Here is a 21,846-nt window from a genome sequence, read left to right on the forward strand (position 1 = left end):
GATGAACAGCCCATTGCATTTCAATCCCGCCTCGCCGCACGGCGTGGGCGATGCGACCATCGGCGCCCTGCTGCAGGAAGCGGGCAAGCTGACGCCGGAAAATACCGATGCCGTGCTGCGCATGCAGGAGGAAACCGGCGTGCGCTTCGGCGAGGCGGCGCAGGCGCTGGGCATGGTCAGCGCGGCCGACATCCAGCAAGTGCTGGCGCGGCAGTTCGACTATCCCTATATCCCGGCCGGGGAAAAGTATTTCTCTTCGCGCCTGGTCGCTGCCTACGACCCTTTCAGCCGCCAGGTCGAAAAGCTGCGCGCAGTGCGCGGCCAGCTGATGCTGCGCTGGTTTGCACGCGGCCACAAGTCGCTGGCCATCGTCGGCGTCGAGCCGGGTTCCGGCACCAGCCTGTTCGCCGCCAACCTGGCGGTGGTGTTTTCGCAACTGGGGCAGAACACGCTGCTGGTGGACGCCAACCTGCGCCAGCCTTCCCAGCACGAGATCTTCAACCTGCAGGGCAAGACAGGGCTGTCGGACATGCTGGCCGGGCGCGCCACGATGGCGGCGGTGACGCGCATCGACGCGTTCGAATCGCTGTCCGTGCTGGGCGCCGGCACGCTGCCGCCCAATCCGGCCGAACTGCTGGCGCGCAAGGACTTCACCGGCCTCAATGCCCAGCTTGAGGCGCTGCACGATGTCGTGCTGTACGACACCTCGGACGTGCTGACGGCGCACGACTCGCTGCCGGTGATGGCGCGGGCCCACGGCGTGCTGCTGGTGGTGCATCGCAATGCCACCTCGCTGTACGAGGTGGCGGCGCTCAGCGAGCAGGTGCGCTATGCCGGGGCCGAAGTGGTAGGTTCCGTGCTGCTGGAGTTCTGAGTGGACCCGGGCCTGGCCATCCGCCCCCAAGCCGCAGCGCGTGCGGCCCTGCGCGATGCGCTGCCCGATTGGGCGCCCGTCCTGGCCGGCATGCTGGTGCTGTATGTCCCCACCTTCTATCGCCTGTTCACCGGCTTGTGGGCGACCGAGGAGCAGGCCCATGGGCCGATCATCCTGCTGCTCGCGCTGTGGCTGATGTACCGGCAATGGCCGGCCATGCAGGCGCGCGCCGACGGCCAGCCCGCCGCTGCCGGCTGGCCGGTGCTGGGCGTGGGCCTGCTGGCCTACATCCTGGGCCGCTCGCAAGGCATCATCGCCTTCGAAATTGCCTCCTTCGTCCTGCTGCTGGCCGCGGTGCTGATGCTCAAATGCGGCCATGGCGCGCTGCGTGTGCAGTGGTTCGCCTTCTTTTTCATGGCCTTCATGGTGCCGCTGCCCGGGCCCCTGGTCGGCATGCTGACCATGCCGATGAAGATGGCGGTGTCTTGGGCGACGGAGCACATGCTGTATGCGGCGGGCTACCCGATTGCGCGCAGCGGCGTGATCCTGCAGGTGGGCCAGTACCAGTTGCTGGTGGCCGATGCCTGCGCCGGGCTGCAAACCCTGCTGACGCTGGAGGCGCTCGGGCTGTTTTACCTGAACGTGGTGCGGCATTCCTCGGCCTTCCGCAACGTGGCGCTGGCGCTGCTGATCATCCCGATCTCCTTTACCGCCAACGTGATCCGCGTGATCACGCTGTCGCTGGTGACCTACTACCTGGGCGATGCGGCAGGGCAGGGCTTCCTGCACGGCTTTGCCGGCATGGTGCTCTTCATCACGGCGCTGCTGCTGATTATCGGCGTGGACGCCTTCCTGCAATGGTTCGTCAGGTGGCGAAACTCATGAAAAAATCAATGATGGTGAGCTTGGCGCTGGGCGCGCTGATGGTGTGTTCCGCCGCGCTGACTCGGGCCTTGACCCCGACGGCGCGCATGGCCGATGCGGCTGGGCGCTTCAGCCTGGAGCAGATGGTGCCGCGCACCTTCGGCGAGTGGCAGGTCGATACGCGGGTGATGCCGCTGCAAGTCGATCCCGCCACGCAGGCCAAGCTGGACAAGATCTACAACCAGACCCTCGGCCGCACCTATGTCAACCGCAATGGCGAGCGCATCATGCTGTCGATCGCTTACGGTGGCGACCAAGGCGACAATATGGGCGTGCACAAGCCTGAGGTCTGCTATACGGCGCAGGGCTTCACCGTGCGCGATGGCCGGAAAAGCAGCCTCGATACGGGACTCGGCGTGCTGCCGGTGAAGCGCTTGTTTGCCGTTGCCGGTGCGCGCCAGGAACCGATTACCTACTGGATTACGGTCGGGCGCAAGGCGACCATGCCCGGCGTCGACCAGCGCCTGCAGGAATTGCGCTACGGCTTGAGCGGCACGGTGCCAGACGGCATGCTGGTGAGGGTGTCGAGCATCAGCGCCGATTCCGCTCCGGCTTACGCGCTGCATGACCAGTTCGTGCGCGCGCTGCTGTCTGCGCTCGACAAGCCCGCGCGTGAGCGCCTGGTCGGCGTGTTCGAAGGATAGGGGGCGACGATGCGCATGCCATTGTTCCACCGGGCTGCAGCGGGAACTGCCGTCGCCGCCGGACCGCGCGCGCTGGTTCGTCCCAATCGCGGGCTGCCGCTGATGCTGCTGCTCCCCTTCCTGCTGCTGGCGGTCTTCGTCGGCGTGGTCGGAGGGCTCGATTCGCCGCCGCTGGTGGCCATCGTCGGCACGGCCGTCTTGTCGGTGCTGATGGTGTTCGTCCTGCCGCTGCATGGCATGTTCTGGTGCCTGTTCGTGCTGACCTTCCTGCTGCAGGGTTCGGCCGTCTACTTCCTGAAATTGCGGCCGGCCGCCTGGCTGGCCTTCGGCCTGGCCATCTTGTTCTTTTGCCGCGCACTGCTTGACCTGGTGGTGCACAAGCGCGAGCAGCAGCGCATGCGCAAGGGCGACGGCTCGACCGTTGAGCTGGCGGCTGTGTTGTTCGTGGCGGCCTTCGTGATCAGCCTGGTGTTCAACCGCGTGCCGAAGTCGCAGATCTTCTCGGCGGCGAAAGCCATGCTGCCGATGTTTTCGGTGCTGTTTGCCCTGTACTGGTTTCGCTGGAAGGAGCAGCACCTGGAGCTCAGCTGGCGCATGATGTTCTGGGTCGTGCTGGTGCAGGTGCCTGTGGTGCTGTACCAGCACTTTTTCGTCGCCACGACAACCACCTTCGATTCCATCGTGGGGACCTTTGGCGGCACGCCTGGCTTTGGCGGCAATAGTGCAATCATGGTCTTGTTCACCGTGCTGGCCATGGGCTATGCCGCTTCGCGCTGGAACGCGGGCCAGATGTCGGGCAAGGCGATGTGGGCTTTCCAGGCGACCGGCTTTGCCATCATCCTGTTGGGCGAGGTGAAGGCTGCTTTCGTCTGGTTGCCGCTGGTGCTGGCCTGGGTGCTGCGGAAGCGCATCCTGCGCAGCATCGGCGCCTTCATCGGCTTTGCCGTGCTGCTAGCAGCCTTCGTCGGCACCACGTACACCGTGTACGAAACGCTGTACTGGGGCAAGAAGGTGCAGTCGGCGCATAGCATGGCCGAAAAGCTGGACCGCGGCGGCGGCTACTTCTTCGACCCGAACAACGTCAATTACCGCACCGGCGAGATCAGCCGCGCCGCTTCGCTTGCGCTGTGGGCGCATGACCCGCTGGCTTCGGTGCCGCGCCGCCTGGTCGGCTACGGACCGGGCGCCAGCAAACCGTCCGGCCTGCTCGGCGCGGGCGAGGTCGCCAAGCGCTACCAGCCGCTGCATCTCGATGCCACGGCGCTGGCGATCCTGCTCTGGGATGTGGGCCTATTGGGCGCTCTCGCTTATAGCTCCATGCTACTGTTTTCACTGCTAGCTGCCTGGCGCTACGTGCGCCGAAAACAAGGTAGCGTGGCCCAGCTCGCGCTGGCAGATACCTGTGTCGCAGCCATGCTGCTGTTCCTGATGATGCTCGTATATAACCGCGCGCTGATGGATGAACCCACCGCCCAGCTGCTCCTGATGATGTGCATGGGGACGATTGTCCAGTTGTGCCGTTTCGGCTCGTCCCAAGGCTAGGGGATTGTGTCATTTCTGAGCGACACTGTTACAAAAATTTTGTCGCACGGAAACGAATTTGTGAAATGCGTGATGTTAGACTTTCCTTGTTGTGCCGGATCAAAAAGTCGTTAACTTATTGATTCGCAAACGAAATTGTCTGGAGAGTATCACATGAAATTCGTTAAATATTCCCTCTTGCCCCATGCAGTCTTCGCCGCCCTGGCCACGTTCGCAAGTGCGAGCCGCGCCGACTGGGCGATTTCCCCCAACATCGAAGCTGTGCGCCCGGCGCCGGACAAGATGCAATTGCAGCCACAGAATCCGCCGGGATTTTCCTGGTCGCGTTATCCGATCGCTACTTCGTCCACCTGGTACCTGGTCATCATCCAGCCGCCCGGCACCGCCTCGCCCATCAAGCACGTGGTGCCGCGCAACTGGCTGCTGCCGACCCACGCTTTCGCCACGGCCGGCATCTATACTTGGAAGGTGGCGCCGTTCACCCGCACCCAGGCCATGAACGATGCAGACGCGGCAGCGCGCGCCAAGGCCAAGGCTGCCGGCTCGAACCTGGCGCAGATCGAAGCGGCAGCCGAAGCCGCAGTGGTGCCGCTGGCTGAAGCGGTGGCCAAGGACTGGTCGACCGTGCGCAGCTTCACCATCGACAGCAGCGCCATCAAGTTCGAGGTCTACGACAACGCCACCCTGCGCGACAATGTGCTGCGCCATGGCCGCTCGCGCACGCTGGCGCCGAACTTCCTGCCTTACCTGAAGTGGACCTCGGCCATGGTGACCGAGCGCGGCGACCAGGTGCGGCGCCTGATCGAGACCGTGCAGTCGCGCCTGACCATGGCGCCGGTGCGTGACAGCGATTGGCCGCTGATCAGCAGCGGCACCATGACCACGGCGCTCAGCAACCAGAACTCCGATATCCGCAACCGCATCAACCGTACGGCGCACCAGGTGGAAGCGGCTGCCTTGTTGTACCGCCTGAAGCAGGGCGAGGCCATCGCCACCGCCTACCTGAACGAAGCGATCAAGCGCGGCGACGAACTGGCTGCGCTGAGCCCGACCGGGCCGACCAGCTATGCCAACCAGGACCAGGCGACGCGCACCATCGCGCTGTCGCTGTCGAAGGCGCTCGACATGCTGTGGAATAACCTCGACGCCACGCGCAAGGCAAACTGGCAAGCTTCCATCGCGCGCCGTACCACGGATATCTACAACGACCTGGCCGGCAGCAATGGCCGCATGGACCAGTACCCGTATGACGCCCACGGCGGCAACACGCTGGGCTTCCTGGCGCTGATCGCGGCGCTGAACCTGGGCGACGTGCCGGCGGCGCAGACCTGGTTCGACTTTGCGGTGCGCACCTACGTGCACCAGGTGTACACCTGGAGCGGTCCGGAAGGCGGCTATGCCAACGGCACCGCCTATGGCCAGGCGGCGGCCGATTTCTCGATCCAGATCTGGGACCCGCTGAGCCAGGCGCTGGGCGTGTCGATCTACCGCAAGCCATGGTCGGACGGCTTCCTGCGCTTCATGGCGCACTTCGTCCCACCAGGCACGCCGAACCACGTGTTTGGCGATGGCCACGAAGACGTGCCCAACACCTATCTGCTGAAGGCCTTTGCGTCGCGCTTCAATACGCCGGCGGCAAAATGGTACTTCAGCAGCATGGTCGGGGTGGAAGATCCACTGACCCTGCTGCAGGCGCCTTCGCCGCTGCCGGTCAATACCGTGACGACCGCGCTGCCCCCGCCGAACGGCGCCTTTTATCCGAGCGTAGGCTGGGCCGCCATGCACAGCTCGCTGGCGGACATGAAGCGCACTTCGCTGTACTTCAAGTCCAGCCCCTACGGTTCGTACAACCACAGCCACGGCGACCAGAATTCGATCGTCCTGAACAGCGGCGGCAAGCGCCTGCTGATCGAGGCCGGGTATTACGACTGGTACGGCTCGCCGCTGTGGAGCAGCTGGTACCGCGCGACCAAGTCGCACAATGCGGTGACCTACGACAACGGCATTGGCCAGCGCATCGAGGGCAACACGGTGAACCTGGGCCGCAACGGCAAGATCACCGGCTTCTCGACCACCTCCGCCATGGACTACGTGGAGGGCGATGCCACGCCGGCGTTTGAAGGCGCGTTGTCGCTGAACCGGCGCAAGGTGTGGTATTTCCGCAGCCAGGATGCGGCAGTGGTGATGGATACGCTGACCGCGCCGGTGGCCCATTCCTGGGAATGGAACTTCCACGCGGCGGTCGCCATCACGGTCAACACCGATGGCACGGCAACCATCGTCAACGGCGACCGTTCGCTCTGCGTGCGCTCGATCACGCCGGGGGCCACCCTGGTCAAGCGTGACGGCCCGGCGCCGCGCACCGGTATCGAGGAGCATGCGGCGTTCACGCGCCCGGCCGCACTCAAGGGCGAGTTCGTGATCTTGCTCGATGTGGGCTGCAAGAAGCCGGCAGTCAAGCTGACCACCGGCACCACCAGCCGCGTGCTGACGGTGGGCAGCCAGACCATTACGCTGCCGCTGCCTTGAGCCGCCAGGGGGACTGAGCCATGCCATGACAGCACCATACTCGGGCCCCCAGACGCGGCGTAATATCGCCGCTTTCCTGGTAGGCAAGGTGCCTACCGCCGTGCTGACAGCCTGCGTGCTTGGCTTGTCGGCACGGGTGCTACCGTCCGCCGAGTTCGGCCACTACGTGGTCGGCATGGCGCTGGTGGAACTCATCCTCGGGCTGTCGAGTTTCGGCCTCGACTGGGTGCTGCTGCGCTTCCTTCCCGAATATCGCTTGCGCGGCAGCCGCCAGGCGCTGCTGCGCCTGGTGCTGGCGGTCGCCACCTGCCGCATGCTGGTGCTGGCCCTGGTCGCTGGCGGGCTCCTGCTGGCGCGCGGCGCCGGCGTGCTGCCCGTTTCGTTCCCGCCCGAACTGGCCGGTGTGGCGGCCATCCTGCTGGTGGTGGAAGGCGTGATGCGCATCCTGCGCGACAACACGCTGGAGGCGCTGGCCCTGCAATCGCGCATGCAGCTGGTCACGGTGCTGCGCGGCGCTATGATCGCCTGCGCCTTGCTTGCGATGGGCAGCGGCACGGCACGCCAGCTGCTGCTGGCGGAACTGGCGGCCAGCGCCGGTGCGCTGCTGCTGGCGGCGGGCTTTGTGGCGCATGCGGCGCGCAGCTTGCCGGTTCATGCGCATGCGGGTTGGCTGCCGCCCACGCAGGCGCAAATGCGCTCCGTAGCCTTGCATAACTATGCCAGCGGCATTGTGGAATACCTGTATTCGCCGTCCTGCCTGATCCTGCTGCTGGCGCGCAGCCAGGCGCCGGAAGCCATGGCGGGACTGGGATTCGTCCTGCGTTTGACGGATATCATCCGCAACTACATGCCCGGCATGGTAATTTTCTCGGTGGTGCGCTCGCGCATGATCGGCGCCTATGCGGGCAATCGTGACTACGGCGAATTGCAGCGCTGGGCGCACTTCGTCTTCAAGGTCAGCGCCCTGAGCTTGCTGCCGGTGCTGGCGGTGGCGGCGGTGTATGGCGACCTGGTGCTGCAGCTGGCCAGCGGCGGGCGCTTTGGCGAATACCGCCTGCTGTTTGCGGTGCTGTGCGGCTGGCTGGCGCTGCGCCTGCATCGGCTGATCCTCAACGTGGTATGCAATGCGGTTGGACTGATGGGCATGTGGGCGCTGGCCTCGCTGTGTTCCTTGCTGGTGCTCCCCTTGCTGGCCTGGCTGGGCTCTGCGGCCCTGGGTTTGTGGCTGGTGCCTGCCGCCTTGCTGGGCAATGAGCTGATCGTCAACGGGCTGGTGGTGACGGGCATGCGGCGGCGCGGATTCGCCTGGCCGCTGGGCTTGCGCTGGTGGGCGCGCGCACTGCTGGCAATTGGCGCGGCGGCTTGCGTGGCCTGGCTGTTGCCAGGGCAGGGCGTGCTGGGCGCGGCGGTCGGAACCATGCTGCTGTGCGCCGTTTTTGCTGTAGCGCTGCTATTGTCAGGTGCAATTGATGAGAAAGATCGACAGCTTATCAACCGAGTGCTGGGACGCCAACTGTTGCGCGAGGTTTCATGAAAGTGCTTGCCATCTATCCCGGATTGAATCCTACCTTCGATGAGGTAGCGTACGTGTTGCCGCCGCTGGTTGCGAAAGGCGTTGCGGTGGAGGTGGTGACGTCGCGCGTATCGGCGCTCAAGAGTTCCGAGCCGGGCGAGGCCTACGAAAATTTCCAGGGTGTGCCGATCCACCGCCTCTTTCCCAGCTTGCGCGCCTTGTCGCACGAAGCCGCGCGCTACCTGCCGCAGGTACGCGAAATTGCAGACGCTTTCCCGCCGGATGTTTTGCTGGTGAATTCCTTCCATACCTTGCCGCTGCTGGAATTGTTGCGGCCACTGTACCCGGTTCCAGTGCTGCTGCGGGTGGAGTCGGCCGACCCGGTGCAGCTGCTGCGGCGGCGCTATTACGGCGGCGTGCCGGCGCTGGGGCGGGTTGCGGGGCGCATGCGCTGGTGGCAGGTGTGCGGGCAGGTCGATGCGCTCATGAGCAACGATCCGGCGGACCTGCCGCAACTGGCCACGCTTGGCTTGCGCGGGCGGCGCGCCTACTACGCGGCGCATTGCGCGCAGCGGCCGGCGGACTGGCGGCCGGCGCGCGAGCGGCGGCAGGGCGAAATGATCTATGTCGGCTCGCTGATCCGCCACAAGAATTGCGAACGCTGGCTGGAGACGGTGCCTGCCATCCTCGAGCACACGCCGGTGGAGCGCTTCGTGGTGATCGGCCGCGGGCCGTATGCGCATATTGTCAAGCAGCTGCAGGAACGGCTTGGCGATCGCGTCGAGCATGTGGAAGGGGTGACGCGCATCGAGGCGCTGCAACGCCTGTCGTCGGCCTGGTTCGCCTATACGGAGAGCCATTCGGGGTGGGGCTTCCTGTGCGATGCGTGGTCGACGCGCACACCGGTGCTGTGCCCGCAATCGACTTTCAGCATCGTGCCTGGATGGACCGGGATGATGCCGCAGGACGTGCCGGCAATGCTGGCGTCCATCAACCGCCTGTATGACGATGCCGAGTACTACAGCACCTTGCAGGATGGCGGCGCGCTGCGCTACGCCTCGGAACATACGGCCGAGGTGGTGAGCCGGCAGTATATGCAGATCTTGCGCGAGGTGGTGGCGGAGGGGCGGCGGCCATGATCCATGTCCTGCTTCCGCAAGCGAGCAGCTATCGCGACATCACCGGCTACCTGCGCGAACGCGGTGCGCGCGTGACGATCGTGGGCTCCGGCGCGCAGGGCATGAGTGGCAAGCTGTCCATCGTGATGTCGATGTTCTCGCCGAAGCTGCTGCGCTGTTTCGGTTTGTGGAAAAAGACCGACCGCTTGCTGGTGGTCGGCTGGCAGGCGCTACCTGTGCTGGCGCTGGTCAAGGCGGGCTTGCTGCCGCGACCGCAGCGCCTGCTGGTGATGAGCTGCTTCGTGCATGGAAAGCGCGCGCGCCGCCTTGCCGACCGTGTGCTGCGCGCGCTGCGCGTGCCGGGCCTGGGCTTCATCGCCTTCTCGCCGGGGGAGGCGCGCAACCTGGTCCAGAACGTCGGCATGGCGCCGCAGGACGTGCATTGCCACTTGTGGCGGCAGGAGCTGGATGGCCGGGCCGCGCAACAGGATGATGACGGCAGTATTTTCGCAGGCGGTTTCTCCAATCGCGATTACGACCTGTTGCTGGAAGCAGCCGAACCCCTGCCGGCGCCGCTGGTGATCGTCGCTTCGCAGCGCAACCAGATACGCCAGCCGGCGCGCGGCAGCACCCGCATCCTGCGCGACCTGCCGGAGGCTGAATTCGAAGGCCTGCTGGCGCGCAGCAGCGTGGTGGCGATGCCGCTGCGTGGCGTTGGCGAGGCCTGCGGCCAGAGTGTCCTGCTGCGCGTCCTGCGGCATGGGAAGCCGCTGGTCGCGACCCGCCACGAGTCGATTGAAGCCTATCTCGGCGAGGACTACCCGGGCTTCGTCCCGCATGACGACGTAGGCGCGATGCGCGAAGCGCTGGCGCGTGCGATCGAGCAACCGGCGCGGCGCGCCGAACTTGCACAGCGCGTGCGGCTGGCGGCGGGAAAGCTGGAAGGGCGAGGCGAACCGGGCGCTGAAATCGAGCAGTTCTTGCTAGGATGAAGCATGGCTCGCCCAGTACGTATCTTGCAGCTCGTGCCGGAACCCTTGCCGACTTTTCGCGCCGACGTGGCGACCCTTTTCGGAAAATACCTGCCGCGCCATGGCGTGCAATGCCACCTGGTCGGCAAAGGCAGCGCGGCGCCAGCCGATAACCAGGGCTTCGCCTCTTCACGGCGGGCACGAGTTGGTGCGCGCTGGAAAGCGGAACTGTCTTTTCTCTGGCTATGCCTGCGCGCCTTGCTTGGCGCTAACCGCCGCACCCACGATGCGCTGCAGGTGCGCGACATGGTCAGCATCGGCTTGCTGGCGTTGCTGGTGGCGCGCATGAAGGGGATGCCGATGATGTATTGGCTGTCATACCTGATGAGCGAAGGGCGTATCGAGCGGGCTCGCGATGAGCTGGCGCGGCTGCAGGGGCGCCCTGGCTGGCGGCGCCTGCGGGCGCGCCTCGTCCTCGCCAAAGGCCTGGCCGAACGCTGGCTGCTGTACCGCGTGCTGCTGCCGCGCGCCGATCACGTGTTCGTGCAAAGCGAGGCGATGGCGCGCCTGGTGGCGCAGCATGGCGTGCCGGCAGGACGGATCAGCGCGGTGCCGATGGGCGTCGACATGGAAGCCCTGGCGCGGCCCGAGCTGCGGCCCGCGGCCCGTGCCTGGGCCGGCTGGCAAGGGCGGCCGGTGGTGGCCTATCTCGGCACGCTGGACCGGGCGCGTTGCCTTGAGCGCGTGCTAGATGCGCTGGTGCTGGTGCGGCGCGAGCTGCCGGAGGCGAGCTTGCTGCTGATCGGCAGTTCGCCGCAGCATGGCGACGTGGTTCAGCTGCTCGGCGCCGCGCGCGAACGCGGGCTGGAAGAAGCGGTGCAGGTCACCGGCTGGCTGCCTCCCGTGCAAGCCTGGGAATACCTGCTTGGAGCGCAGGCTGCCATATCGTATGTGCCGCGCGGCGCACTGTATGACGTCAGTTCGCCGACCAAGTTGCTGGAATACCTGGCGTTGGGCATGCCTTGCGTGGGCAACGACATCCCTGACCAGGAGGCCGTGCTGGCGGCAAGCGGCGCCGGCTGGCTGGCGGCAAGCACGCCGCAAGCCATGGCCGAGGGCCTGCTGGCGATCCTGCGCGATCCGCAAGCGGCGCGGGCACGCGCTGCGGCCGGCCCGGCCTATATCGAGGCGGCGCGCAGCTACCGCGTGCTGGGCGAGGCGGTGGCGCAACGCTACCGGAACCTGGTTGGAGGCGATCATGCTGGCCGAATTGCGTAAAGAGTTCCTGTACGGCGGGCGCGCCCTGGTGCGCGACAATGCGCTGAGCCAGCGCCTGGTGCGGCGCCTGCGGGGGCATGAGCTGATGGACGATTACGCGCTGAAGGTGATGGGCGACCGGCTCCTGCACCGCAGCCTGCAGGCCGCGATCGAGAAGCTTCCATACTACGCCCACATCACGCGCGACTTCTCGCCTGTCGAAGCGCGGCAGGCCTTGCGCGAGCTGTTCCCGATTGTCGATAAGTCGGCCTTGCTCGAGCATCCGCTGGCGCTGTATCCGAACGGAGGCAGCAAGCGGCCGTGGCAGGCGCTCGGCAAGACCAGCGGGACCACGGGCACGCCGCTGGTGATCATTCGCAGCCTGCAGTCGGTGCAGATGGAGCAGGCCTTCATCAAGCGCCATTGGACCTGGGCCGGCTATGTTGACGGCATGCCGCGCGCGACCTTGCGCGGGGACATGGTGGCTGGCCTGGACCAGGCGCGCCCGCCCTACTGGTTCGAGAACCGCTACAACCGGCAGCTGCTGCTATCGTCGCGCCACTTGACCGATCATTGTGTCGGTCCCATCATCGACAAGCTGCGCGACTATGCGCCCGCCATGATGCAGGCTTACCCGTCCACCGCCTATACGCTGGCGCAGCAACTCGAGCGGCGCGGCACGCGCTTGCACGTGCCCTACCTGTTCACCGCTTCCGAGCCGCTTTACCCGCACCAGAAAGAGCTGATTGGCGAGCGCCTGGCGGGAAAGATCATGGACATGTACGGCATGGCGGAGCGGGTTGCCTTCGCGACCCAGTGCGAGTATGGCTCCATGCACGTCAATCCGGACTATTCCCACGTCGAAATCCTCGACGAGCATGGCGAGCCAACCGACGGCTACGGCCATGTGGTGGGCACCACCTTGCATAACCTGGCGATGCCGCTGGTGCGTTATCGCCTGAGCGACCGCACGCGCTGGAGGCATGGCCATTGCCTTTGCGGCCGGCCGTTCCCGATGATCGAGCCTGTCACCGGCAAGCTGGAAGACCGGATCACCGGCGGCGATGGCTCGGAAGTCAGTCCTTCCGTGCTGACCTTTGCCTTCAAGGGCGTGGAAAACGTGCGCAAGTCGCAGGTCGCGCAGGTCGGCCCGGGCTTGTGGGAACTGCGCCTGGTGCCGGATGCGCGTTTCTCGCAGGCGGACCAGGACAAGCTGCTGCGCAACATCGCCCAGCTGGTCGATGCGACGGTGCAGGTGAAGGTGGTGCTGCGCGACGAGTTGCCAAATACCGCTGCAGGCAAGTTCCGCTGGGTCGTCAACGAATGGCAGGACGGGCGGCGCTCATGAAAACCATCGTGATGCTGGGCACCGGCATGGACACCATGGGTGGCATCGCTTCCGTGGTCAGGGTGTATGAGCAGGCGGGCATGCTGCGGCGTTTTCGCGTGCGCTACCTGGCTACGCATTGCGACGGCAGCCGGTGGCGCAAGCTGCGCGTGATGCTTGCGGCCTACGCCGTTTTCGCGGGCATGCTGTTGCGCGGACAGGTCGGGCTGGTGCACGTGCACCTGGCTTCGCGCGCGAGCTTCTGGCGCAAGTCGGGCTTCTTCCTGCTGGCTTTCGCGGCCGGGGTGCCGGCGATCCTGCATTTGCACGGGGCCGAATTTGCGCAGTTCTACGGCGATGAGTGCGGCCCCTGGCGCAAGCGCTTCGTACGCTTCATCTTCGATCGCAGCACACGCGTCGTAGTGCTGTCGGAGGCCTGGCGGCGCTGGGTGGAGGGCATGTCGCGCAACCGGCATGTGCAGGCGATCTATAACCCGGTGCTGCTGCCTGCCGCCAGTGCGTGGGAGCAGCGGCGGCGCGGTGCGGTGCTGTGCCTGGGGCGCCTGGGGCGGCGCAAGGGCAGCTACGACTTGCTGCAGGCGGCGGCGCGCGTGGCGCCGCAGGTCTCGGCGCTGGAGTTGCGGCTGGGGGGCGATGGCGAGCTTGATGCCGTACGCGAGCGGGCGGCGCAACTGGGCATTGCCAACCAGCTCAACCTGCTCGGCTGGATCGGGGCGGAAAGCCGCCAGCAGCAGCTGGCGCTGGCCTCATTGTTTGCGCTGCCTTCGTATAACGAGGGCCTGCCCATGAGCGTGCTGGAAGCGATGGCGGCGGGCTTGCCGGTGCTGGCAACGCCGGTCGGCGGAATTCCGGAAGCGGTCGCCGACGGCGTGGAGGGTTTCCTCGTCGCGCCGGGCGACGTCGATGCGCTGGCTGCGCGGCTGGCGCAGCTGCTGGAAGACGATGCGCTGGCGCGGCGCATGGGGGAGGCAGCGCGGCGCAAGGTGGAATCCACCTTCTGCAGCGATGCCGTGTTGCCGCAGGTTGAGCGGCTGTATCGCGAACTGGGGTTCTTGCCGCAATGACTGCACTTGCCTGGAAAATCAATCGCCTCAAGCTGATGGGGCCTGCCGAAGTTGTCTGGCGCGTGCACCAGCTGGCGCGGCGCAAGGCCGCGGCCATGGGGCTGGGACTGGCGAGCTATCCGCCGGTGCCGGCGCTGGACCGCTTTGGCGCGGCCTTCCTTGCCGCGCCGGCGGGCGTCGACCAAGCCGCGCTTTGCCTGGCCGCCGACTCGCTGCTGGCAGGGCGCTGGAACGTGTTTGCGCTGCAGGGCGTGCAGCTTGGCTTCCCGCCGCAATGGAACCGCGATCCGCGCACCGGCACCACGTCGCCGATGGCGCCGGGGCCTTCGATCGATTACCGCGACGCCTCGCTGGTGGGCGATATCAAGTACCTGTGGGAGCCGAGCCGCCATCTGGAACTGGTGACGCTGGCACAGGCGTGGCGCGGCTCCGGCGAGCGCAAATACAGGGACGGCGCGCGTACGCTGCTGCTTTCCTGGCTCGACCAGTGTCCTTATCCGCAAGGCGTGCACTGGGCCAGTTCGCTGGAACTTGGCGTACGCCTGCTGAACTGGTCCGCCGCCTGGCAACTGCTGGCCGGCAGCCTTGACGACGACTGGCGGCATCGCTGGCTCAACGCGGTCTACAAGCATTGCCACTTCATCAGCCATCACCTGTCGCGCCATTCGTCGGCCAACAACCATTTGCTTGGCGAGTACATGGGCTTGTACATCGCGAGCGTGCAATGGCCTTGCTGGAGCGAGAGCGTGCGCTGGCGCGCCCTGGCCGAACGCGGCCTGGTCGAGCAGGGCTTGCAGCAGAACTGGGAGGACGGCGTCAACAAGGAACAAGCCATCTACTATCACCACGAAGTGATGGACATGATGCTGCTCTGCCAGCTTGCTGCGCAAGCCAACGGCAGCAGCTTCCCGCCCGAATGGCTGGCGCGCCTTGAGCGCATGGCGGAGTTCCTCGCGGCCGTGATGGATGCCGGGGGCAACGTGCCGATGATTGGCGATGCCGACGATGCGCGCATGCTGCGCCTGGACGGCTCGGCTGCGCCGCCGTACCGCTCCCTGCTCGCCAGCGCGGCGCTGCTGTTCGGGCGCGCCGACTTCAAGGCAAAGGCGGGCGTGCTTGATGAGCGCAACCGCTGGCTGTTCGCCGATGCCGACGCGCGCTGGGCCGCCTTGCCGGCGCCTGCGCCCGGCGCAAAGGAGACGCCGCGCCTGGCGTTTCCGCAGGGCGGCTACTACCTGCTCGGCAAGGACTTTGGCACGCCGCAGGAAGTGCGCATCGTGGCCGATTGCGGCCCCCTGGGCTATCTTTCGCTGGCGGCGCACGGGCATGCCGATGCGCTGGCCTTCACGCTCTCCATGGGCGGGCAGGAGATGCTGGTCGATCCCGGCACGTATGCCTATCACACGCATCGCCAGTGGCGCGATTACTTCCGCAGCACGACTGCGCACAACACGGTGCAGGTCGATGGGCTGGACCAGTCTGAGATCGGCGGCAATTTCATGTGGCTGCACAAGGCCAATGCGCGCGCGTTGTCGCACGATGCACCACATTTCTTCGAGGGAAAACATGATGGCTATATGCGCTTGCGCGATCCCGTCATGCATCGCCGCACCATTCGTTTCGATTCCAAACGGAACACGGTAAAAGTTGAAGATACCCTAGAATGTTCTGGCGAGCACGAGGTAGCCCTGCACTGGCATTTTGCGGAAGGCTGCCATGCCGAAAAGGTTGGGCAAGCTTTGCATGTCGCCAGGCGCGACAAGGGCTTGCACATGGCATGCCATTTCGGGAATGGGCCGCAACTCCATTGCGCCAGCACGGCGCCAATCGCGGGATGGATCTCGCGCAGCTTTGACAGCAAATCCGGCATCGCGACAGCAGCGTGGCGCGGAACGATACGCGGCACCAGCACGATTGTGACCGAAATTACCTTACTGGAAGGAGCGTCATCGTGAAGATCAGTATCTTTGGCATGGGCTACGTAGGTGCAGTGTCGGCAGGCTGCCTGGCGGCAGAAGGCCATACGGTGATTGGGGTCGATCCGAACCGCACCAAGGTTGGGCTGATCAACGAGGGACGCACGCCGATTATCGAGAAGGATATCGGCGAGATGATTGCCGGCGCGGTGCGCGATGGCCGCTTGCGCGCCACCGACAGCGTGCGCGATGCCGTGATGTCGAGCGAGATTTCGCTGGTGTGCGTCGGCACGCCATCGCAACTGAACGGCAATCTCGACCTGAGCGCGGTGCGCAAGGTGTGCGAGCAGATCGGCCATGCGCTGCGCGAGAAAGACGGTTTCCATGTCGTGGTGGCGCGCAGCACCATGCTGCCCGGTTCCATGCGTTCGCTGGTGATTCCGACGCTGGAGGAGGCGTCCGGGAAACGCGCCGGCGTCGATTTCGGCGTGTGCAGCAACCCCGAATTCCTGCGCGAGGGCACGGCGGTGCATGATTACCACCACCCGCCGAAGACGGTGATCGGCGAGACCGACGAGCGTTCGGGCGAGCTGTTGCTGCAACTGTACGCCGGCATGGATGCGCCGGTGGTGCGCACCGACGTCGAGACGGCTGAAATGGTGAAGTACACCGACAATACCTGGCACGCGCTGAAGGTCGATTTCGCCAACGAGATCGGGAATATCTGCAAGGCGGTCGGCATCGACGGGCACGAGGTGATGGAGATCTTCTGCAAGGACACCAAGCTGAATCTCTCGCCTTATTATATGAAGCCCGGCTTCGCCTTTGGCGGCTCCTGCCTGCCGAAGGACGTGCGCGCGCTGGTCTACAAGGCGCGCCAGCTCGACCTGGAGCTGCCCCTGCTGAACGCCATCCTGCCGTCCAACCACAAGCAGGTGGAAAAGGGCCTGAAGATGGTAATGGAAAAGCCGGGCAGGAAGGTCGGCATCCTAGGCTTTTCGTTCAAGGCGGGCACCGACGACTTGCGCGAATCGCCGCTGGTGGACGTGATCGAGCACCTGATCGGCAAGGGCTATGACCTGCGGCTGTACGACAAGAACGTGAAGCTGGCGGCGCTGACCGGCGCCAACCAGGATTACATCATGAATATCATTCCCCACATCTCGCGGCTGATGGTCGACTCGATGGATGCGGTGCTGGCCTTTGCGGACACGGTGGTGATCGGCAATGGCGCGCCGGAGTTCCAGGCGGTGCCAGACCGGCTGCGGCCGGGGCAGCACCTGGTGGACCTGGTGCGCGTTACCGGCAAGCAGAGCGAAGGGGCATACGATGGCATCTGCTGGTAAGCGCACGGATCAGCGCCGCGTCCTCATCATCGTCGAAAACCTGCCCTCGCCATTCGACCGGCGCGTCTGGCAGGAGGCGACGACCCTGCAGGCCAACGGCTACCAGGTGGCGATCATCTGCCCGACCGGCAAGGGTTACGAGTCGCGCTACGAGGAGCTGGACGGCATCCACATCTACCGCTACAAGCTGCCGATGGAGGCCGAAGGGGCGTTGGGCTACGCCATCGAGTATTCGGCCGCCCTGTTCCACAGTTCGCGGCTGGCGTGGAAGGTCCTGTTCCGCCATGGATTTGACGTCATCCATGCCTGCAATCCCCCCGACCTGCTGTTCCTGGTCGGGGGCTTCTTCAAGTTCGTGCTGGGCAAGCGCTTCCTGTTCGACCACCACGACATCAATCCGGAACTGTACGAGGCCAAGTTCGGGCGGCGTGACTTCTTCTACAAGCTGATGGTCTGGCTGGAACGCCTTTCGTTCCGTACCGCCGACGTCTCGATTGCCACCAACGATTCGTACAAGCGCATCGCCATCGGGCGCGGCGGCATGGACCCGGACAAGGTGTACGTGGTGCGCAGCGGACCCAAGCTGGACCGCCTGCGCGTGTTGCCCGCCGTGGATGCGCTGAAGCAGGGCAGGCGCTTCCTGGTCGGCTATGTTGGCGTGATGGGAGCGCAGGAAGGCATCGACCTGCTGCTGCAAAGCGTGCGCGTAGTGGTGCACGATATGGGCCGGCGCGACGTGCATTTCGGCCTGGTGGGCGGCGGCACTTCGCTGGAGGACATGAGGTCACTGGCGCGCGAGCTTGGCGTGGCCGACTACGTGACCTTTACCGGGCGCGTGCCCGACCAGCAATTGCTGGAAATGCTGAACACGGCCGATGTGTGCGTGAACCCGGACGTGGCGAACGAAATGAACGACAAGTCCACCATGAACAAGATCATGGAGTACATGGCGCTGGGCAAACCGATCGTGCAGTTCGACCTGACCGAGGGCCGGGTCTCGGCACAGGAAGCTTCGCTGTACGCGGCAAGGAACGACCCGGTGGACATGGCCGTGAAGATTGTGGAACTGCTGGACGATCCGGAGCGGCGCGCCCGCATGGGTACCTACGGGCGCAACCGCGTGGTCAACGAACTCGAATGGGAGTACGAGGCGCCCAAGCTGCTGGCGGCCTACGAACGCCTGTACTCCGCTCCCGAGCTGGTGTTAAGAAAGGACAACCCATGAAAGCGATGATTCTGGCGGCCGGCAAGGGCACGCGGGTGCGCCCTTTGACCTATGAACTGCCCAAGCCGATGATCCCGATCCTCGGCAAGCCCGTCATGGCCTATCTTGTCGAGCACTTGCAGCGGCATGGCGTCAGCGAGATCATGGTCAACGTCAGCTACCTGCATGAGAAGATCGAAGAGTATTTCGGGGAAGGGCACCAGTTCGGGGTGCAGATCGGCTATTCCTTCGAGGGCTATACCAACGACAAGGGCGAAGTGGTGCCGCAACCGATAGGCTCGGCCGGCGGCATCAAGAAGATCCAGGAGTTCGGCGGATTTTTCGACGAGACCGTGGTGGTGCTGTGCGGCGATGCGCTGATCGACCTGGACCTGAAGTCGGCCCTGTACGAGCATCGGCGCAAGGGCGCGCTGGCGACCGTCATCACGCGCGAGGTGCCGTGGGACAAGGTGAGCAGCTATGGCGTGGTGGTCAGCGATGACGATGGCCGGGTGCTGGAATTCCAGGAAAAGCCCGCGCGCGCGCAAGCGAAGTCGAATTGCGCCAGCACCGGCATCTACCTGTTCGAACCGGAGGTGATCGACCTGATTCCCTCCGGCCAGGAATTCGATATCGGCTCCGAGCTGTTCCCACTGCTAGCCCAGCGCGGCCTGCCGTTCTACTGCCAGACGCGCAAGTTCGACTGGATCGATATCGGCAGCGTCAAGGATTACTGGGAGGTGCTGCAGGGCGTGCTGACCGGCGGCGTCGCGCACATGACCGTGCCGGGCGTGCAGGTGGAGCAGGGCGTGTGGGTCGGCTTGAACACCAGCATCGACTGGAACGGCACGCGCATCATCGGGCCGGTGTACATAGGTTCCGGTTGCCGCATCGAGGCCGGCGCCACCATCATCGGGCCGACGTGGATTGGCCACGGCAGCCACATTCGCAGCGGGGCAAGGGTAGTGCGCAGCGTGTTGTTCGAATATACTCGAGTCTTACCAGACGTTACGCTCGACGAATTGATCGTGTTCAAAGAGTATAGTGTCGACCGCGCTGGCGAAATGCAGCATATTTCGCAGGCAGAAGGCGGGGGCTGGGCGAATGCGCGGGATCGCCGCGCGACCCGGCGTGCCGCGCACAATGTTGCCAAAGAGACAACTCTAATATGAAAATTTATCCTGTCATCCTGTCCGGCGGCGCCGGTACCCGGCTGTGGCCCCTGTCGCGCGCGGCCTTGCCGAAGCAGTTGCTGCCTTTAGTGTCGGACAAGACGATGTTGCAGGAGACCGTGCAGCGCCTGGGCGGGCGCAACGGCATGATGGCGCCGCTGATCGTGTGCGGCAATGAGCACCGCTTCCTGGTGGCGGAACAGATGCGTGAGATCGGCGTGGCCCCGCTTGGCATCTTGCTCGAGCCGGTGGGGCGCAATACGGCACCGGCGGTAGCCGCCGCAGCCCACTACCTGAAAGCGATCGACCCGCAGGCGGTCATGCTGGTGCTGCCGGCCGACCACGTGATCAAGGACGTCGATGCTTTCTATGCCGCGATCCAGCGCGCCGCCGGCCTGGTGGAGGAGGGCGCGCTGGCCACTTTCGGCATCGTGCCGACCGCGCCGGAGACCGGCTACGGCTATATCCAGAGCGGCGAGACCTTGTCGTCTGAAGGCTGCTTCAAGGTGGCGAAGTTCGTCGAGAAGCCAGACCGAGAGACGGCACAGGGCTTTATCGCTGCCGGCAATTTCTTCTGGAATAGCGGCATGTTCCTGTTCCGCGCCGACGCCTACCTGAAAGAGCTGGCGCAATTCCAGCCCGACATGGCCAGGTTCAGCGAAGAGGCGGTGGGCAAGGGCTATCGCGACCTGGATTTCTGCCGCCTCGACGAAGCGGCATTCACGGCATGCCCGTCCGATTCCATCGACTACGCGGTGATGGAGCACACCCGGCAGGCGGTGGTGGCGCCAGCCTCGATCGGCTGGAACGATGTCGGGTCCTGGTCTGCGCTGGTGGACGTGCTGCAGGCCGACGGCGACGGCAACGTGACGCGGGGCGACGTGTACACCGATAACGCCAGGAACTGCCTGGTGCGCGCCGAAGGCCGCATCGTGGCAGCGATCGGCGTGCAGGACCTGGTGATCGTGGAAACCTCCGATGCGGTACTGGTGGCGCACAAGGACCATGTGCAGCGCGTGAAGCAGGTAGTGGACCACCTGAAGGCCAATGGCCGCACCGAGCACCTGCACCATACCAAGGTGTACCGTCCGTGGGGATCCTACGAAGGCATCGACATGGGCGACCGCTTCCAGGTCAAGCGCATTATCGTCAACCCGGGCGGCAAGCTGTCGCTGCAAATGCACCACCATCGCGCCGAGCACTGGGTGGTGGTGTCGGGCACGGCGCGCGTGACCTGCGGCGACAAGGTGACCCTGCTGACCGAGAACGAATCGACCTACATCCCGATCGGTATGAGCCATCGCCTGGAAAATCCCGGCAAGCTGCCGCTGCACCTGATTGAAGTGCAGTCGGGCAGCTACCTCGGCGAGGACGATATCGTTCGCTTCGAGGATGTCTACCATCGCGGCTAAGCGCTGCGCCTTTGCCGCGCTCCTGCTGATTGCAGCCGGGGCGCGCGCCGAACTCCAGCCGGCCCAGCTTGGGCTGGTCATCAACGATGCCGATCCTGCCAGCGTGGCGCTGGGCGCCTACTATGCGCAGCTGCGCGGCATCGCGCCGGCGCACATTGCCCACGTCAGCATTCCCGGCAAGCCGCACCGCCTCGATGCCGAGGCTTTTGCGCGGCTGAAAAGCGAGATCGACCAGCAGCTGCCGGCGGAAGCACGCGCCGTGCTGTTCGCGTGGACAGCGCCTTACGCAGTCGAATGCAATAGCCTGACATCGGCCTACACCCTGGGTTTCGATGCGGCGCAATGCGAGCGCAGTTGTGCGCCCGGCCGCAAGAATCCCTATTTCAATGCCAAGGCGCTGCCGCCCGGCATGCGACTGTCGATGCTGTTGCCGGCCGAGCCGCTGGACGTGGCGCGCGCCGTGGCCGAACGCGGCAAGGCGGCCGGCTTCAGCCTGCCGCAGGCGGGCGCCTACTTCCTGCAGACCAGCGAAGCCGCGCGCAATACCCGGGCACGCTTCTTTCCCCCCAGCGGCGCCATTCCCGCACGCAAGCTGACCATCCACACGCTGCAGCAGGATGCACTGGAGGGCGCGCAGGACATCATGTTCTACCAGACCGGGCTGGCGCGCGTCGGCAAGCTGGAGACGCTGCGCTTCTTGCCCGGCGCCCTGGCCGACCACCTGACTTCCTACGGCGGGGATTTGCTGGGCAGTGGGCAGATGAGCAGCCTGCGCTGGCTGGAGGCGGGCGCCACCGCCAGCTATGGCACGGTCAGCGAACCGTGCAACCACTGGCAGAAATTTCCCCATCCACAAATCCTGTTGCAGCATTACCTCAGCGGAGCCACCGCCATCGAAGCGTATTGGCGCAGCGTGGCCTGGCCGGCGCAGGGCCTGTTCATAGGAGAACCGCTGGCGCGGCCCTATCCCCGTTAGTCCGTTCGGACTAATCGTGTGTCACCAACTAGTCAT

At 65.3% G+C, this 21,846-nt stretch carries 17 protein-coding genes; all 17 read left to right on the plus strand.

What is annotated here, in order from left to right; all coding sequences use genetic code 11:
- Position 1 precedes the first annotated feature (1 nt).
- The 17 genes from epsG to ACN9MU_RS10985 all read left to right on the plus strand — a co-directional run bounded on the left by epsG (position 2) and on the right by ACN9MU_RS10985 (position 21,810).
- Positions 2 to 874 carry a chain length determinant protein tyrosine kinase EpsG gene (gene epsG / locus ACN9MU_RS10905; RefSeq protein WP_426170543.1) on the plus strand — a complete coding sequence of 291 codons (873 nt, stop codon included), beginning with the start codon at positions 2 to 4 and terminating at the stop codon, positions 872 to 874.
- Positions 875 to 1,759 (plus strand): exosortase B, encoded by an 885-nt coding sequence (xrtB, locus tag ACN9MU_RS10910; RefSeq protein WP_426337304.1) that lies wholly within the window; start codon positions 875 to 877, stop codon positions 1,757 to 1,759.
- Positions 1,756 to 2,442: an exosortase-associated protein EpsI, B-type gene (gene epsI, locus ACN9MU_RS10915; protein WP_426322308.1), complete on the plus strand. Its 687-nt coding sequence runs from the start codon at positions 1,756 to 1,758 to the stop codon at positions 2,440 to 2,442. Before xrtB ends, epsI begins: the two co-directional genes overlap by 4 nt.
- 9 nt (positions 2,443 to 2,451) lie before the next feature.
- Positions 2,452 to 3,984 carry a hypothetical protein gene (locus ACN9MU_RS10920; RefSeq protein ID WP_426170548.1) on the plus strand — a complete coding sequence of 511 codons (1,533 nt, stop codon included), beginning with the start codon at positions 2,452 to 2,454 and terminating at the stop codon, positions 3,982 to 3,984.
- Positions 3,985 to 4,137: 153 nt separating this feature from the next.
- Positions 4,138 to 6,513 carry a heparinase II/III domain-containing protein gene (locus ACN9MU_RS10925; RefSeq protein WP_426337305.1) on the plus strand — a complete coding sequence of 792 codons (2,376 nt, stop codon included), beginning with the start codon at positions 4,138 to 4,140 and terminating at the stop codon, positions 6,511 to 6,513.
- 25 nt (positions 6,514 to 6,538) lie between these two features.
- On the plus strand, positions 6,539 to 8,047 hold the full coding sequence (locus ACN9MU_RS10930; RefSeq protein WP_426344569.1) for a hypothetical protein: 1,509 nt from the start codon (positions 6,539 to 6,541) through the stop codon (positions 8,045 to 8,047).
- Positions 8,044 to 9,165 carry a glycosyltransferase gene (locus tag ACN9MU_RS10935; protein ID WP_426344570.1) on the plus strand — a complete coding sequence of 374 codons (1,122 nt, stop codon included), beginning with the start codon at positions 8,044 to 8,046 and terminating at the stop codon, positions 9,163 to 9,165. The genes ACN9MU_RS10930 and ACN9MU_RS10935 overlap by 4 nt, the downstream gene beginning before the upstream one ends.
- Positions 9,162 to 10,136 carry a glycosyltransferase gene (locus ACN9MU_RS10940; RefSeq protein ID WP_426170554.1) on the plus strand — a complete coding sequence of 325 codons (975 nt, stop codon included), beginning with the start codon at positions 9,162 to 9,164 and terminating at the stop codon, positions 10,134 to 10,136. The genes ACN9MU_RS10935 and ACN9MU_RS10940 overlap by 4 nt, the downstream gene beginning before the upstream one ends.
- 3 nt (positions 10,137 to 10,139) lie before the next feature.
- Entirely contained in the window at positions 10,140 to 11,393 is a 1,254-nt protein-coding gene (locus ACN9MU_RS10945) for a glycosyltransferase (protein WP_426170555.1), read from the plus strand.
- Positions 11,374 to 12,720: a phenylacetate--CoA ligase family protein gene (locus ACN9MU_RS10950; RefSeq protein WP_426344571.1), complete on the plus strand. Its 1,347-nt coding sequence runs from the start codon at positions 11,374 to 11,376 to the stop codon at positions 12,718 to 12,720. Before ACN9MU_RS10945 ends, ACN9MU_RS10950 begins: the two co-directional genes overlap by 20 nt.
- On the plus strand, positions 12,717 to 13,784 hold the full coding sequence (locus ACN9MU_RS10955; RefSeq protein ID WP_426344572.1) for a glycosyltransferase family 4 protein: 1,068 nt from the start codon (positions 12,717 to 12,719) through the stop codon (positions 13,782 to 13,784). The genes ACN9MU_RS10950 and ACN9MU_RS10955 overlap by 4 nt, the downstream gene beginning before the upstream one ends.
- Positions 13,781 to 15,739, plus strand: coding sequence for an alginate lyase family protein (locus ACN9MU_RS10960; RefSeq protein WP_426344573.1), 1,959 nt, complete (start codon positions 13,781 to 13,783; stop codon positions 15,737 to 15,739). The genes ACN9MU_RS10955 and ACN9MU_RS10960 overlap by 4 nt, the downstream gene beginning before the upstream one ends.
- Positions 15,736 to 17,046 carry a nucleotide sugar dehydrogenase gene (locus ACN9MU_RS10965; RefSeq protein ID WP_426344574.1) on the plus strand — a complete coding sequence of 437 codons (1,311 nt, stop codon included), beginning with the start codon at positions 15,736 to 15,738 and terminating at the stop codon, positions 17,044 to 17,046. The genes ACN9MU_RS10960 and ACN9MU_RS10965 overlap by 4 nt, the downstream gene beginning before the upstream one ends.
- Positions 17,030 to 18,271 (plus strand): glycosyltransferase family 4 protein, encoded by a 1,242-nt coding sequence (locus ACN9MU_RS10970; RefSeq protein ID WP_426344575.1) that lies wholly within the window; start codon positions 17,030 to 17,032, stop codon positions 18,269 to 18,271. Before ACN9MU_RS10965 ends, ACN9MU_RS10970 begins: the two co-directional genes overlap by 17 nt.
- The gene (locus tag ACN9MU_RS10975) at positions 18,268 to 19,422 is read left to right on the plus strand and encodes a sugar phosphate nucleotidyltransferase (protein ID WP_426170564.1); all 1,155 of its coding nucleotides are present in this window, start codon (positions 18,268 to 18,270) and stop codon (positions 19,420 to 19,422) included. The genes ACN9MU_RS10970 and ACN9MU_RS10975 overlap by 4 nt, the downstream gene beginning before the upstream one ends.
- Positions 19,419 to 20,834 carry a mannose-1-phosphate guanylyltransferase/mannose-6-phosphate isomerase gene (locus ACN9MU_RS10980; RefSeq protein WP_426170566.1) on the plus strand — a complete coding sequence of 472 codons (1,416 nt, stop codon included), beginning with the start codon at positions 19,419 to 19,421 and terminating at the stop codon, positions 20,832 to 20,834. Before ACN9MU_RS10975 ends, ACN9MU_RS10980 begins: the two co-directional genes overlap by 4 nt.
- Positions 20,815 to 21,810 carry a TIGR03790 family protein gene (locus ACN9MU_RS10985; protein ID WP_426322326.1) on the plus strand — a complete coding sequence of 332 codons (996 nt, stop codon included), beginning with the start codon at positions 20,815 to 20,817 and terminating at the stop codon, positions 21,808 to 21,810. The genes ACN9MU_RS10980 and ACN9MU_RS10985 overlap by 20 nt, the downstream gene beginning before the upstream one ends.
- The last annotated feature ends 36 nt before the right edge of the window (positions 21,811 to 21,846 follow it).

The sequence above is a fragment of the Pseudoduganella sp. R-32 genome (assembly GCF_049913245.1).
Taxonomy (GTDB): Bacteria; Pseudomonadota; Gammaproteobacteria; order Burkholderiales; family Burkholderiaceae_D; genus Rugamonas.